The organism is Eudoraea chungangensis (assembly GCF_029360665.1).
GTDB lineage: Bacteria > Bacteroidota > Bacteroidia > Flavobacteriales > Flavobacteriaceae > Eudoraea > Eudoraea chungangensis.
In genome coordinates, this window is the sequence record NZ_JARDUB010000004.1 from 341137 (window position 1) to 356079 (window position 14943).

At 38.2% G+C, this 14943-nt stretch carries 12 protein-coding genes; 11 read left to right on the forward strand and 1 reads right to left on the reverse strand.

All coding sequences use genetic code 11. From position 1 onward, the window contains the following. Positions 1–71 precede the first annotated feature (71 nt). From PXG98_RS11470 to PXG98_RS11505, 8 genes are all read left to right on the forward strand, one after another. Positions 72–464 carry a VOC family protein gene (locus PXG98_RS11470; RefSeq protein WP_276391214.1) on the forward strand — a complete coding sequence of 131 codons (393 nt, stop codon included), beginning with the start codon at positions 72–74 and terminating at the stop codon, positions 462–464. A 56-nt stretch (positions 465–520) separates the two neighbouring features. Then, positions 521–1507 (forward strand): DUF4421 family protein, encoded by a 987-nt coding sequence (locus PXG98_RS11475; protein WP_276391215.1) that lies wholly within the window; start codon positions 521–523, stop codon positions 1505–1507. Positions 1508–1602: 95 nt separating this feature from the next. Beyond that, complete coding sequence (locus tag PXG98_RS11480) at positions 1603–3480, forward strand: DUF3604 domain-containing protein (protein WP_276391217.1); 1878 nt, start codon at positions 1603–1605, stop codon at positions 3478–3480. A gap of 98 nt (positions 3481–3578) precedes the next feature. Next, on the forward strand, positions 3579–5333 hold the full coding sequence (locus PXG98_RS11485; RefSeq protein ID WP_276391219.1) for an arylsulfatase: 1755 nt from the start codon (positions 3579–3581) through the stop codon (positions 5331–5333). An 81-nt stretch (positions 5334–5414) separates the two neighbouring features. After that, the gene (locus PXG98_RS11490; RefSeq protein ID WP_276391222.1) at positions 5415–6230 is read left to right on the forward strand and encodes a hypothetical protein; all 816 of its coding nucleotides are present in this window, start codon (positions 5415–5417) and stop codon (positions 6228–6230) included. Between the two features lie 13 nt (positions 6231–6243). Then, positions 6244–8040, forward strand: a complete 1797-nt coding sequence (locus PXG98_RS11495) for a DUF885 domain-containing protein (RefSeq protein ID WP_276391224.1) — start codon at positions 6244–6246, stop codon at positions 8038–8040. Positions 8041–8056: 16 nt separating this feature from the next. Then, complete coding sequence (locus PXG98_RS11500; protein WP_276391226.1) at positions 8057–8866, forward strand: sulfurtransferase; 810 nt, start codon at positions 8057–8059, stop codon at positions 8864–8866. Next, positions 8866–9849 (forward strand): MBL fold metallo-hydrolase, encoded by a 984-nt coding sequence (locus tag PXG98_RS11505; protein WP_276391227.1) that lies wholly within the window; start codon positions 8866–8868, stop codon positions 9847–9849. Before PXG98_RS11500 ends, PXG98_RS11505 begins: the two co-directional genes overlap by 1 nt. A gap of 30 nt (positions 9850–9879) precedes the next feature. Here the strand turns inward: PXG98_RS11505 and PXG98_RS11510 are convergent, their stop codons facing one another. Next, positions 9880–11277: an FAD-dependent monooxygenase gene (locus PXG98_RS11510; protein WP_276391228.1), complete on the reverse strand. Its 1398-nt coding sequence runs from the start codon at positions 11275–11277 to the stop codon at positions 9880–9882. A 297-nt stretch (positions 11278–11574) separates the two neighbouring features. Between PXG98_RS11510 and PXG98_RS11515 the strand changes: the two genes are divergently transcribed. The 3 genes from PXG98_RS11515 (at position 11575) to PXG98_RS11525 (ending at position 14724) form a co-directional block, all read left to right on the forward strand. Continuing rightward, on the forward strand, positions 11575–13533 hold the full coding sequence (locus tag PXG98_RS11515; RefSeq protein ID WP_276391229.1) for a prenyltransferase/squalene oxidase repeat-containing protein: 1959 nt from the start codon (positions 11575–11577) through the stop codon (positions 13531–13533). A gap of 118 nt (positions 13534–13651) precedes the next feature. Continuing rightward, positions 13652–14515 carry an SDR family oxidoreductase gene (locus tag PXG98_RS11520; protein WP_276391231.1) on the forward strand — a complete coding sequence of 288 codons (864 nt, stop codon included), beginning with the start codon at positions 13652–13654 and terminating at the stop codon, positions 14513–14515. A gap of 26 nt (positions 14516–14541) precedes the next feature. Next, the gene (locus tag PXG98_RS11525) at positions 14542–14724 is read left to right on the forward strand and encodes a hypothetical protein (RefSeq protein ID WP_276391233.1); all 183 of its coding nucleotides are present in this window, start codon (positions 14542–14544) and stop codon (positions 14722–14724) included. Positions 14725–14943 lie beyond the last annotated feature (219 nt).

Sequence of the window (14943 nt, forward strand, 5' to 3'; positions counted from 1 at the left end):
AGCGGAGTTGAAATTTCCCAAAATTAGACTGACAAAGAATCTACAATAACATACTTTTTGTAACTTGTAATATGAACCTAAACCAGATTACAATTCCATCAAAAAATCTTGAGATTTCTCTTGCTTTTTATCAAAAATTGGGGTTAAAACTAATAGTTAAAGCCCTTCCCCATTACCTCCGCTTTGAATGTCCTAAGGGCGAAGCCACTTTTTCTGTTCATCTTCAAGATACATTACCCGTTGGGCAGGGTGCCTATATATATTTCGAAAGTGATGAACTTGATGAAGCGGTAAAAAGACTCGTTAAAGCCGGAATTAGTTTTGATGAGTTACCTACCGACAAAAGGTGGTTATGGAGAGAGGCCAGGCTAAAAGATCCTGATGGAAATTTATTACTTCTATATAAGGCAGGAATAAATAGAAAAAATCCTCCTTGGAGAATAGAGGACCCAACGACCAATTGAAAATTATTTTCCGAATAATTTGATTAATTATTGGCTTTAACGTAATCTTATAGTGTATGATAAAGCACTGGTATTTATTTCTACTTTTACTTTTTTCCTTTAGCCTTTCGAAGGCACAAAGCATTAAAGCTTTAGACTCCTTAAAGACCATACCTTTTATTGATACCTTGTTGATTGATAGGGATATAAACAATTGGTCTGTGCGTTTGTTTGGCAGCTTCAAAGAACAACGTTTTATTCTACGCAATGATAACGCCAAACTCCGCTACGTGCCAAATAACCCAGCTGGTGTTGGAGCCGGTTTGGCAACCAGGAAATTGATTGCAGATTTTATGATTAATATCAATGGTAATCAGGAAGAAGCAACTAAGAGGTTCGACTTGCAGACTACTTTTTTGATTCAAAACCACTTGTTTGACGTTTTTCTACAGGATTATGAAGGATTTGAAATAAAAAACGATCTCAATGATGACAAGATTTTTAGACCCGATATAGAAACTTTTTCCATGGGGGTTAATTATATGTACCTCTTCAATGTAAATAAGCTTTCTTTTGCGGCCATGCATTCCGGTTTATACCATCAGAAGAAAGCAGCTTTTTCTTTCGGTGTAGGAGGGTTTCTAGAATATGGGAGGTTAAAGGCAGCAGAGTCTATTATACCAGAAGAATTTATTCCTCTTTTTAACGAACAGGCCCAGATTATACAGACAACCGATATCGCTTTTGGAATAATGGGAGGCATTGTTTCTGTTTTTCCCTTGGGCAGTAATTTCTATGCGATGGCAAATGCTATTCCCGGTATTGGTATTACGATTAAACAAGTAGAAACTGAAGACCTAAGTTACCGTCCTTCTAATCCTTTAATTATGGATTTGGCTATATCCGGCGGAATTGGATACAACGCTAAAAGCTACTATGTGGTACTCACTGTTAGAACAGATTCTTTTGTTTCTAGCCTAGATTTTGATAACCATATTTCCATAAAACAAACGGCGGCAAAACTCGCAATTGGTTATAAGCTTGGGAGAAAAAATAAAAAGTAATCATAGGGGAGCTCCCAGAGGTATGGACTAAAAAGAAAAACTTTATCGTTAAAAACAGGACATAATTTTGTAAATTCAATAGAAATTCTAAGCTTATGAAATTCTCCAACTACTTGTTAAGTAGTGTTCTACTTTTCTCCTTTCTGGTCTCTTGTAAGCAGGAGGATAAGAAAAAAGATGAGCTTTCTCCAACCATTGAAAGTCAAGAAGCTTCCATAGAAGAAAATAAATGGAATGAGGTATATTGGGGTGATACACACCTCCATACTGCTCTTTCTTTAGATGCCGGGGCTTTTGGCAACCGGATAGGAATGGACGAAGCCTACAGGTTTGCCAGAGGAGAAACGGTTACTTCCAGTTCAGGGATGCAGACCAAACTATCAAGACCACTAGATTTTTTAGTCGTTGCGGACCATTCAGACGGAATGGGTATTTTTCCGATGCTGGATGCCAAAGAAGGGTTTATAATGGATACTCCTGAAGGTGAAAGATGGAGTGAAATGCTCGATGAAGGCAAGGCAGGAGAAACCGCAATAGACATTATCTCCAATTTTAGCCAAGGTACTTTGTCTTTTAAAACCAATAATACCAATTTGATGACTCCTGTTTGGAAATCCGTTGTTGAAGCAGCAGAAAAATATAACGAACCGGGAAGATTTACAGCTTTCATTGGTTATGAATGGACTTCACTCATTAAAGGAAATAATCTTCACAGAGTAGTAGTATATAGAGACAATGGGGATAAAACCATAAACCATTTACCCTTTACCAATGAAGACAGCTCTGATCCGGAAGAATTATGGAAAAATATGAAACGTTATGAAGACACCTCCGGCGGGCAAGTGCTTGCCATACCGCACAATGGAAACCTGAGCAATGGGATGATGTTTGCAGAAACAAGAGTAAACGGAGAAGCTTTTACGGAAAGTTATGCCAAAGAACGTCTTAAAAGAGAACCATTATACGAGGCTACCCAGATAAAAGGAGATGGAGAATCACATCCATTTTTATCTCCAAATGACGAGTTTGCGGATTATGAAAATTGGGACAAGACGAATCTGGATTATAGCGAGCTGAAAACAAAGGACATGCTCCAATATGAATACCTTCGATCTGCTCTTAAAATTGGGCTTAAGTATCAAAAAAAGATGAACATAAACCCTTTTAAATTTGGTCTAATAGGTAGCACCGATTCGCACACATCACTGGCAACTGCCGATGATAATAATTTCTTTGGCAAAGCGTCAAATGTGGAACCATCTAAAGAAAGAGCGGGTCATGTGTTTTTAGAATCTTCCCTGGGAACTATATTTGCCTCCGAGACTATTGCTTCAGGCTATGCCGCCGTTTGGGCAAAGTCAAATACGAGAGAAGATCTTTTTGATGCCATGGCCAGAAAAGAAACCTATGCTACCACGGGCTCTAGAATTAAGTTACGTTTTTTTGGAGGATGGGATTTTACAGAAAATGATTTAACCAAAAAGTACGTAGAGACCGGTTATAATCGTGGAGTACCCATGGGAGGAGATTTAAAAGAGTCGGCATCGGATGCCCCAACTTTTTTGGTGCATGCAATGATGGATCCGGAATCAGGAAGTTTAGATAGGTTGCAGATCGTAAAAGGTTGGATAAAGTCGGATGGGTCTCTTGATGAGAAAGTCTACGACGTGGCGTGGAGCGGAGATCGCAAACCCAATATAAACGGTAAAATCCCTTCTGTTGGAAATACGGTGGACTTAGAAAATGGTACCTGGAACAATGATATTGGGGCCACGGAACTAAAAGTGGTTTGGCAAGATCCAAGTTTTGATCCCTCCCATGAATCGTTCTATTATGTTAGAGTAATTGAAATTCCAACCCCTCGTTGGACACTATACGACAAGATCCGTTATGAGGCCGAATTAAGTCCGAATGTTCCTTTAACTACAACAGAAAGAGCTTATAGTTCTCCTATCTGGTACACTCCCAACTAATACCATAATGATAAGGTTTTATTTAAAATTAGTCCTACCTTATTGTCCGAAAAATTTGAAATTTATTAACTACCTTCAAGGCATAATACATTTTTTCTATGTTAATCAAACCTAGCCTAAGTCTTCTCTTTATTTGTTTGTATTTCCAGTTTGGTTTTGCGCAAGAAATGCATCAACCTAATGTGATTCTTATTATTACGGATGATCAGGGCTATGGAGATCTTGGAACTCACGGCAACCCTCATATTAAAACTCCCACATTAGATGCCTTGGCCAGGGAAAGTATTCGTCTGGCAAATTTTTACGTTTCACCTGTTTGCGCTCCAACTAGATCTAGCCTTATGACGGGCAGGTATTCTCTTAGAACAGGAGTGAGAGACACCTACAACGGAGGGGCAATTATGGCCAGTTCTGAAGTTACCATCGCAGAAATGCTTAAAAACATAAACTACACTACAGGAATTTTCGGAAAATGGCATTTGGGCGATAATTATCCTTTTCGTCCATCGGATCAGGGTTTTGATGAATCCTTAATACATTTATCCGGAGGCATGGGACAGGTTGGAGACTTCACCACTTACTTTAAAGGAGACAGAAGTTACTTTGATCCAGTGCTCTGGCACAACAATGAACAACAAAAATATCAAGGCTATTGTTCTGACATATTTACAGACAATGCCATTTCCTTTATTGAAAAAAACAAGGACCAGCCATTTTTCTGCTATCTCTCCTTTAACGCCCCACATACTCCTTTGCAGGTTCCTGAGAAATATTATGATATGTACAAAGACATTGATCCTTCGAAAGGACTGGATAATCGTCCAGGTAGGCCAGTGGATATGACCGAAAAAGACAAAGAAGATGCCAGAAGAGTGTATGCAATGGTTAGTAATATTGATGACAATATTGAAAAACTACTTAAAAAATTAGAAGACCTTAAACTCGTGGAAAACACAGTATTTATTTTTATGACAGACAATGGTCCTCAACAACGAAGGTATGTTGGTGGAATGCGGGGAGGTAAAGGCAGTGTATATCAAGGAGGTGTCAGAGTGCCATTTTATTTACGATATCCGGCCAAGCTAAGAGGAGGTAAAGAAATAATTACCGCTAACGCGCATATCGATGTACTACCAACACTGGCGACCCTTTGTGGAGCTACTGTGCCGACGGATAGAAAAATAGATGGACGAAGTTTCCAATCCCTTCTAGAAAATGAGGATTCCGAGTTGGCTGAAAGAGAACTTTTTTTCTATTGGTCTAGAAAATTCCCAGAACTAAATTACAATATGGCAGTTCAAAAAGGAAACTACAAATTAGTGGGAATGACTAATTCTAATGCCCCCATAGACCATTTTGAGATGTTTGATCTCAAAAAAGACCCTTATGAAGAAAATAATTTACTAAGTAAAAACAATGCCCTCGCCAGACATCTTAAAACTTCTTTGACCAAGACTTATGAGGAATTAATTACCTCAAAGAATATTCTTGATCCTCCTCTGATATCGGTAGGTAGTCCTTTTGAAAATCCGGTTGTTCTAAACAGAAACGACGCCGGTGGAGATAGAGGAATTTGGGATCAAGAAGAGGTATTTGGGAAATGGGCAGTTAGTATAGAAAAAGGGTCTTATATAGCACGTTTTAAATTTATTAAAGCTGTAGATGGGGGTGGTAAAATGATTTTACAAACTGGTAGTAGAATTTATCAGCAAAAAGTTAGTGATCAGGAAACCGATATGATAGTTATGGAAAAGCTAGATTTAGAAAACATGGAAGCCGATCTTATCCCTTTCTATTCAGTTAATAACAAACGAATCTTTCCTTTCTGGGTAAGTTTGGAGAGGATTCATTAGTTTCTTATTCTCTACCGAAGTACGCTTATAGTTCCAGTCCAAATTATATTATAATTAGTAAATAACTGATTCAAAAATACAATGAAAACTAGAAATATACTTGGGTTATTATTTTTTGCCATTGGACATTTTACTGTATTAAATGCCCAAGAAGATCCGGCCCCTGCAAATAACAATGAAGATATAGCTAAAAAATTGGCTAACCCCATTGCCAGTCTGGTTAGTGTTCCTTTTCAGAATAATACCGATATTGGTATAGGACCAAATAACGGAAGCAGGAATACAATGAATTTTCAACCTGTATTTCCAATAGCTTTGAATGAAAATATCAACCTAATTACACGTATGGTATTGCCGGTTATTGCACAATACAATATAACTAGTGTGGGTTCGTCAGAATTTGGTCTTGGAGATGCCGTAATCAGTGCATTTGTTAGTCCAAAAAACTCTAAAAATGGACTTACATGGGGCGCAGGCCCTGCCCTCCTAGTGCCAACCGGTACAAACGAATTTCTAAGTTCTCAGAAGTTTGGTATCGGACCCACCGCGGTGGCCCTTTATCAAATCAACGATATCACTTTTGGTGGTTTAGTAAATCAAATTTGGAGTGTCGCCGGAAATAGCAACAGAACTGATGTAAGCAGCCTATTTTTTCAACCCTTTTTTGTTTATAACTGGAAAAGTGGTGCCGGCGTTGGAGGTAATTTTGAATTAACACAGAATTGGTCCGGAAACAATACTACTCTGTGGTTTAATCCTACGATAAGTGGGATTACATCTCTTGGAACCCAAAAAACACAATTTGCCGTAGGACCACGATTTAATCTAATTGCTCCGAATAACGGTAGGGCCGATATTGGCTTTAGAGCCGTGGTTATTTTTGTTTTTCCTAAATAATACTATGTTTTATATGAAAAAACTACTTCATTCAAGATCCAAATTAACCTATTTGTCTACTTTTTCTTTAGTCTTTGTTTTTCTTGCCACTGTTGTTTTCGCTTCCGCACAGCAACCAAAAGATTGGATCGCAGAAAGCAATCAAAATACGGAAGTACTCTTAATGGTATTGGCTAAGCACAATCCAGAATCCGCAGCGAACTTCGGAATAGACGGCTTTGATGAGGAAATAAGTGACCTTACAAAGGGGTATAGGGAGAGAGCGCTCGCTGACGAAGAGAACACAAAAGTGCATTTACTTAAACAGTTAAAGGAAACCACAGATGTGAATGTCAAGGAGGATCTTCAGATACTACTTGGTAGCATCAATAGTTCCATAGAAGATTACGGATTACAGAATAAATACCTCTTACCCTACCACAATGTGGCAAATAATGTTTACGACGGCCTTCGAGGTTTATTGGAAGATAGGATTCCAACAGAAAGGAAAAAGGCTAGCCTTATTCGACTTAAGAAATATGTGGGAAACATGGACGGCTATCAACCAATGACGGAATTAGCAAAACAAGAAATGCAGCATGAATGGGATAGAGAGAATAATCGAGTAGCACCTTTTAAAACAGAAATAGAGCGCGACTTGCAAACTGCAGATGAGTATATCAAAGAGATTGAAGTTTTATTTAAAAAATACAATCTAAAAGGCTACGAAAAGGATTATCAAACACTTGTTTCTCAAATAGCAGATTACAACCAATATATTAAAGAAGAAATACTTCCCAAGGCCCGTATAGATTTTAAGCTACCTCCCGAAATTTATGCATTTAACTTAAAAGAGTATGGTATAGATATGCCTATTGAAGAATTGCAAAAAAGAGCCATGGTTTCTTTTAAAGAGCTTCAGACTCAATTACAGGTTTTGGCCAGACAAATTGCACTTCAGAAAAACTATGCCTCTAGTGATTATAGAGATGTGTTAGTTGAACTTAAAAAAGAACAACTGGATAGTTCAGTAATTTTAAGCGTATATCAGGATAAAATAAAGGAAATTGAAAAGATAATAAGAGATCAGAGCATTTTGAGTCTCCCAGATCGCGATATGGTTATTAGGTTGGCAACACCGGCAGAAAGTGCTGCAGCGCCGGCACCTTTCATGAGCCCACCTCGCCTCATTGGTAATACGGGGGAATATGGAGAATTTGTCCTGCCTCTAAAATCAACAGGAGGTAAGGCAGGTAATTCACTGAAAATTGATGATTTTACTCATATAGCCGCTTCCTGGGCACTCACTGCCCATGAAGGCCGACCAGGTCATGAATTACAGTTTACGGCCATGGTAGAACGAGGAGTCTCTCAAGCCCGAATGATATTCGCCGCAAATAGTGTAAATATCGAGGGTTGGGCTCTTTATGCAGAAGAAGTCATCCAGCCATATTTACCGCTTGAAGGACAATTTATGACCCTGTGGAGTAGGTTAGTTAGATCGGCAAGAGCCTTTTTAGACCCAGGCCTAAATTTAGGCATCATAAGTACTGAAGAAGCTCGCTATATTCTTCAAAAAGAAATTCAACTCTCCGAAGCCTTGGTACGCTCTGAACTGGAGCGTTATAGATTCAGGGCACCAGGGCAGGCAACATCTTATTTTAATGGCTATTTGAGAATGATGGAGCTAAGAAGTGCAACAGAATTGGTCTTGGGAGAAAAGTTTAACGAATTGGAATTTCATGATTTTGTCCTATCCCAAGGTCTTCTCCCCCCTTATTTAATAAAAAAAGCTGTAGAGGAAAGCTTTATTCCAAATTACATTGAATAATTAATTCTTATCTAAAATGCATCCGTTAGTTTCTGTCAATTGGCTTATTAAAAACTTAGATAACCCAAAACTCGTACTCCTTGAGGCTGGGATAGACGTAGGCAGCTATTATCAAAAGAAAGGAATTAAAGGCAGAAGGTATTTCGACTTGAAAGGTAGATTTCAAGATCCAATAAGTCTCTTGCCAAATACCATTCCAAATCCAAATGATTTTGAAGAAAATGCAAGGCTACTGGGTATTAACAAGGATAGTATTATTGTTGTTTATGACACCCAAGGGATTTATTTTAGTCCAAGAGTATGGTATTTATTTCGCATTATGGGACATAAAGAAGTGGCCGTATTAGACGGGGGACTACCAGAGTGGTTGCGGCAGAACCTACCCTTAGAAGAAATTACTAAAAAGAGCCAAAGTAAGGGGTCCTTTACCGCAAATTTCCAAAAAGACCTCCTAAGGTCCTATGCCGCCATTGCAGAAAATGTAACTTCCAAAAAAGAACTCTTAATAGATGCCCGATCTGAAGGAAGATTTAAAGGTACAGAAGAAGAACCTAGAAAAGGTCTGAGAAGTGGAAACATTCCTAACTCTTTTAATTTGCCATATACCAAAGTATTGCAAGATGGAAAGTACAAATCCATAAAAGAAATTAAACCACTTTTTACCAAATTTGAAAGTAAAGGTAAACCTTTGGTATTCACCTGTGGTTCTGGAATAACCGCCTGTATAATAATGCTAGCTGCCGAACTAGTAAACAATACCCCTAAATCCGTATTCGATGGTTCTTGGACGGAATGGGCAAGCAAAAAAGCAAACGGAAATTTATAATGAGAACAAACACATTTCTTTCTCTCCTAGTTTTACTACTGTGCTCTTATTTGGGATTACCCCAAAATTCCATGGAGGTTGAAGCAGATTCTAAGTCGTTACCGGCTAAAGTAGGATCCAAGCCTAGTCTTGTCATTTTGGGTAATGTACAAGACGCAGGATCTCCACATATTGGCTGTAAAAAGTCGTGCTGTGAGACATTATTTTTAAAACCAGACGCAAACAGAAAGGTAGTATCGCTTGGCCTTATAGACCCTATTAATAACAAAAAATTTCTATTTGATGCAACACCTGATATTACAGAGCAATTAAAACTTTTGAAGACTTATCTTCCCTTATCTGAAAAAGAAACTCCGGATGGTATTTTTCTTACGCATGCTCATATAGGGCATTATACCGGCCTGATGTATTTTGGTAGAGAAGCCCTTGGCGCAAAAGAAACGCTGGTATATTCCATGCCTAAAATGACGAGCTTTTTACAAAATAATGGACCATGGAGCCAATTGATAGATTTAAAGAACATTAAACTAAAAACAATTGCAGATCAGGAAGTGATAAAATTGAACTCTGAGCTAATAGTGATTCCCTTTCTCGTTCCTCACCGGGATGAATATTCCGAGACTGTAGGCTATAAAATAGTAGGACCAAACAAATCAGTTTTATTTATTCCCGATATTGACAAATGGTATAAATGGGAAAAGAACATTAGCAGCGAAATTAAGAAAGTAGACTATGCATTTTTAGATGCAGGATTCTACAGTGAAATGGAAATAGACAATAGAGATATCTCCGAAATTCCTCATCCAACAGTTTTAGAAAGCATGGAATTATTTGATAAACTACCCTTAAAAGAAAAAGATAAAATATGGTTTATACATATGAACCATACCAATCCTATGTTGAATTTGGAAAGCCCGCAAAGCAAAGTGGTTTTGGACAAGGGCTATCATATTGCTCGTATCAGAGACCGTTTTACCCTTTAGTACTTTGCCCTGTAGGTTTTAAGGAGGGTCTTAGACAATTCTGTTTAAAGCCTCTAACATAAGCTTATTCCCTGTATCTGGTTTTTCTGTAAGGAGTAATGGGGTAATTATACCAACAGCATCTTTCACCATTGTAAATGATTGGGTGACATTTTCTGTAGATACTTCTGCCTTAGCTATGCGTTGCTGCGTACCGTATCTAGCCATCCCTATGAAGTGATTTAACAATAGACTCTTGTCTTTGTTAAGTCCTGCCAGAATGGAACAGGTCTCTTCAGCATACTTGTCTCCCCTACTAATATATTCAAAGAAAGCCTTTCGAAGATCTGGATTATACACCACTCCGTATAGACCATCTGCCAAGATATTGGTAGTCTGAGTACCTAAATGCCTTGTGTTATAAAATTTCTCAATTGCCTTCCCCAATTTCCTTTTATTCGTAAAATCCGCAACATTCTTTAGATTGTCTATAAGACGTAACACATCATTAAAAGCAGCTGTCATTCCTCCTCCAGTTAAGGGGTGCCTCATATTTAGTGCATCTCCCAAAATAACTCCTCCAGCTTTTAAAACTGGTTTAGCCGGTAGTCTGTGGTTGGGAAAGGTCTTTATCTTCCCTTCTTCTAAAGCTTCTAAAAATGATTCTCTTGCACAAGGAGGTAGGGCTTCACAAAAGGTTTCTTTAAGATATTGCCGAAATAATTTGCCTGTACGTGGTGGTCTTTCTCCTTTAAAATCAATCAGAATCCTCCATTCATTTGAAGTTACAGGATACACTACAATAGGAGGATGATCGCCCATGATTAAATGGCCATGATTGGCGTACGGCATCTCACAATTTTTTAATAGCAAGCCCAAAAAATAACCATTCAATTTTTTGTTAGGAGTAGATAGGATCTCTCTTAAACTAGACAAGGGCCCATCAGTAACAACAGTCAAAGAAGCATATAATTCTTGTACCCTATCGCCTTTCTTCTGAATATACCTGGCACCAATAATTACGTTATTTTTTTCTATAAGTTCTGTTACTGAACCTTCAATTACGGTTACATCCTTCTGCTCCAGGATATGCCGTCGCATATTTTGTAGAAACGCTCCGTTTCTAAAACCATACCCACAGGGTTCTCCTGTATTTGTGGGATAAGGAATTACATAGTCCTGGCCCTCATAAATTATGTCATAACCATATACGGCTTGCGCATCTATATTGTCAATAAAATTAGTGAAACCCATTTCTTGGAGTTTGACTACTCCACCCGGTTGTAATAACTCTCCAATTATTACGTCTCTCTCACTTAAGTCTCTTTCAACAACAGCGATTCTTTTGCCTAACTTGGCCAAATTAGCCGCCATTGCAGAACCGGCAATACCAGCACCAACAATTAGTACATCGTAGTTTGCATCTGACTTTTGTTTGTGATTTTCCATTTGGTTTTCGGCTCTATTACTTATTCATAAATTCCTAAATAATTAAACAAGTTAAAGGCGTATTTTATGGTATAACAAAGATATCTCTTTCCCGTTAATTCTTGAAAAAATAGGGGTATTATTAATAACATCCAATATCTTAACTAAGATAGCTATTTGTTCGCATGCCTAAAACAAAACCTAAAAAGAAAAAGAAGTTTTAAGCTATATTTACCTTTTATAATGCTCTATATTACCTGGGTCTTGACGTATAATTCTCCGAATCATCGACAAACTCCTAAGAATAGTTTCTGTTTAATGAATGAATCCTTAATCTCAAAAATAAATAAGGGTATTGCGAAGTCTTTTCAGTGGATGAGGGAAAATCAGACCGAGGAAGGAACATGGCCCGTGCCCTATGATGGGCCAATGTTTCTATTGCCTCTGTATATTTTTGCCTTGAGAATTTGCAAGAAGCCCATTTCCAGTACCACTCAGAGAAAAATGAGCAATTATATTCTTAGACACCAACTAAGAGATGGAAGCTATGGAATGCATCAAGAATCCAAGTCGGGAACCTTATTTACTTCTATAATTAATTACATCGCCCTAAGATTTCTAGGTCTAGAACCTACAGATGCAGAAGTAAAATATACACTTCAATGGATTCATCAAAAAGGAGGGCCCTTGCAAGCTGCTTCTTGGTGTAAATTCATTTTATCCTTTTTAAATCTTTACTCTTATAAGGGTGTTGCCCCTGTACCTCCCGAATTGTACATGCTCCCCTCTTGGTTTCCTTTTCATCCCAGAAAAATTTCCGGATATGTCAGGATCATCTATTTACCTATGTCCTATTTTTACAGAGAAAAGCTTGCTATTGAAGCAGACAGTCTAATCTTAGCTTTAAGGGAAGAGTTGTATCAGACACCGTATGAATCTATCCATTTTGCCAAATACCGGGGAAATTTTGCAATAGAGGATGATATTGTTCCCGTAACAAAAATTTATAAAATTTCTGTTTGGTGGATTAAACGAATCGACCCACTAATCCCTAGGCACTTTAAAAAAAGGGCACTAGCCCTAGTATACAATCATATCCGCTATGAGGACGAGCATTCCAATTACATAAGACAGGCACCTGTCAATGCAGTCTATAACACCCTAATTCACCATTTTAGAGGAGATACGGTGGAATTAGAAAAGTCTTGGGAGAAACTTCCTCTTTATCTGTGGGAAAGTGAAGAAGAAATTTTAATGCAAGGGTTTACGAATACGTTTACTTGGGATTGCGATTTTTTTCTTCAAACCCTAATGGAAACTCCCAATGCAGAAGACTTAAAAAGAATGGCCTTAAAAACCAGAAAATTTCTTTTAAAAAATCAGGTGCATAAAGAATTACCCAGCGCTTTTAAGTACCATCGGTTACCAAGACAAGGTGGGTGGACCTTTAGCTATTTAGACAATGGCTGGGTAGTTTCCGATTGTACTGCAGAAGCAATAAAAGGACTTTTAGAAACAGAAAGTTATGGTGGTGAAATTCTTACAGATGCAAATTTAGAAATGGCCATCCAATTTGTATTACTACTTCAAGGAAAGGATGGTGGATGGACTAGTGTAGATAAGGCTATTGGAAGTCCAAAACTGGAATGGTTTAATGCCGCTAATGTCTTTGTAGATATTATGATAGATCATTCCTATGTAGAATGCACAGGAAGTATTCTACAATGCTTTGCCACTGTAAAAAAATATCGACCTCATCTTTATACCCCACAAATGGAGGAAGCCAGTGAAAATGCAATAAAATACCTCCTTAACTCACAAAATGCAGATGGGAGTTGGGAAGCCCTATGGGGTTTATGCTTCACCTATGGTATCTGCTTTGTTACTGAAGGACTGAGGATGGCAGGTTTAAAAGAGGATCATGTAGCAATTCAAAATGCCTGTGCTTTCCTTTGGGACTTCCAAAAAGAAGATGGAGGTTGGGGCGAAGCACAAGAATCTGCCTTAGCTAGAAGGTATATTCAAGCAGAGAATAGCGTTGTTGAACAAACAGCCTGGGCCATTATTGCCTTGATTAATGGCGGTTTTCAGAGCGATGAGCGATTGAAAAAAGCCATAAACTGGCTACTGCATCAGCAAGGAGAAAATGGCGATTGGCCAGTACAGCCGATGAGTGGTTTATTTTACAAAACCGTAATGATACATTACAGGAATTATAAGCGTTATTTTCCCTTACTAGCCTTACAAAAATATCGGAAAAATAGTTTCGACTCTTAAGTAAGCCTGAAAATCTAATACTAAGTTTTGCACTAAGGACTTTATACCGTGAAATTGATTATCTTATACTTCCTAAATCAATATTCACCTATACCGTATTAAATTAAAACCAACCCGGATGAAAACTATTTTAATTACAGGATCAAGTAAAGGAATTGGCCTATCGGCAGCTATCACTTTAGCCAGAGCAGGTAATAAGGTATTCGCTTCAATGAGAACTCCTTCGAACGCCTCGGCTTTTAAAAGTCTGATTGAAACAGAAGCCCTTCCAATTACTATTATTAAAATGGATGTAGATTCCGATGCTTCCGTAACAGAGGCTGTAAATCAGATTTTTAAGGAAACCGATAGAGTTGATGTATTGATAAACAATGCCGGTATTGAAAGACATGGCTCTATTGAAGAAATGCCCATAGGTGAAATTCAGGCCATAATGAACACCAACTATTTGGGTGTACTGCGTTGTACAAAGGCAGTATTGCCAAATATGAGAAAAAATAAAAGAGGTCTGATCATTAATGTAGCTTCAGTCGCAGGACATGTAGCCAGTTCCCCATTAGGCGCTTATGCCGCGAGTAAGTTTGCTTTAGAAGCCGTCAGTGAAGCCCTGGCACAAGAAGTGAAACCATTCAATATTAAAGTAAATATTGTAGAACCAGGTATTATTGATACCGATATGGCTAAAAATATCAGCCAACCGGGGGATTCTATTTATCCACAGTCTTTTCGTTTTGCAGGTTTATTCTCCGCCTCTTTAGAAACGCCCACCTCTCCTAGTCTGGTAGCGGATCTTATGTTAGATTTAGTAAACAAGGAAACAGATATCCTAAGACACCCCGTTGGCCCTGACGCTATACCCTTTATTGAATGGAGGGCTTCCATGAGTGACGAAGAATGGGTTAATTGGAATGCCGCAAACGATGACGAATGGTACCAATCTGTGGAAGAAGTCTTTGGTATTAATGCCAGAAGAAAGAACTAATTGCAATCTGTACCTGGTAAGTCAATATGATAAAAGAGAAGTCTCCTGGAATGGCTGTTATCGTTGGCATCGGAGTAGGAACGGCTCTTAGCATAGTTATTAATAAGATTCCCCTCGGTGTTGCAGTTGGTGCTGGTATTGGGGTAGCAATTATCGCCGGCCTCATTTCCTTCACAAAAGATAAAAAGCTGTTTCCGGCGATCGGTTAACTAAATAAGGTATTGCGATTACTCAGAGCAAGACAGTTATTTTGAACTAAAATAGTGTCGCGGTTCGTAATTAGGATATTGAAAGGAGCAGTCTACTTTAAATATTCATTTAGAACATAAGTACCTGCTTTTCTTAGAATCAAAAATACCAATTCGAGATTGGAATTCAATTAAAAGGGTTTTATCTTACTTCCCCATATACAGGTGGGCTTTAATCTA

What these genes read in the sequence shown, in the direction of transcription:
- PXG98_RS11480 (WP_276391217.1), top strand. Translation starts at nt 1,603, where the DNA reads ATGAAATTCTCCAACTACTTGTTAAGTAGTGTTCTACTTTTCTCCTTT.
- PXG98_RS11505 (WP_276391227.1), top strand. Translation starts at nt 8,866, where the DNA reads ATGAGAACAAACACATTTCTTTCTCTCCTAGTTTTACTACTGTGCTCT.
- PXG98_RS11490 (WP_276391222.1), top strand. Translation starts at nt 5,415, where the DNA reads ATGAAAACTAGAAATATACTTGGGTTATTATTTTTTGCCATTGGACAT.
- PXG98_RS11525 (WP_276391233.1), top strand. Translation starts at nt 14,542, where the DNA reads ATGATAAAAGAGAAGTCTCCTGGAATGGCTGTTATCGTTGGCATCGGA.
- PXG98_RS11515 (WP_276391229.1), top strand. Translation starts at nt 11,575, where the DNA reads ATGAATGAATCCTTAATCTCAAAAATAAATAAGGGTATTGCGAAGTCT.
- PXG98_RS11500 (WP_276391226.1), top strand. Translation starts at nt 8,057, where the DNA reads ATGCATCCGTTAGTTTCTGTCAATTGGCTTATTAAAAACTTAGATAAC.
- PXG98_RS11495 (WP_276391224.1), top strand. Translation starts at nt 6,244, where the DNA reads ATGAAAAAACTACTTCATTCAAGATCCAAATTAACCTATTTGTCTACT.
- PXG98_RS11510 (WP_276391228.1), bottom strand. Translation starts at nt 11,277, where the DNA reads ATGGAAAATCACAAACAAAAGTCAGATGCAAACTACGATGTACTAATT.
- PXG98_RS11520 (WP_276391231.1), top strand. Translation starts at nt 13,652, where the DNA reads ATGAAAACTATTTTAATTACAGGATCAAGTAAAGGAATTGGCCTATCG.
- PXG98_RS11470 (WP_276391214.1), top strand. Translation starts at nt 72, where the DNA reads ATGAACCTAAACCAGATTACAATTCCATCAAAAAATCTTGAGATTTCT.
- PXG98_RS11485 (WP_276391219.1), top strand. Translation starts at nt 3,579, where the DNA reads ATGTTAATCAAACCTAGCCTAAGTCTTCTCTTTATTTGTTTGTATTTC.
- PXG98_RS11475 (WP_276391215.1), top strand. Translation starts at nt 521, where the DNA reads ATGATAAAGCACTGGTATTTATTTCTACTTTTACTTTTTTCCTTTAGC.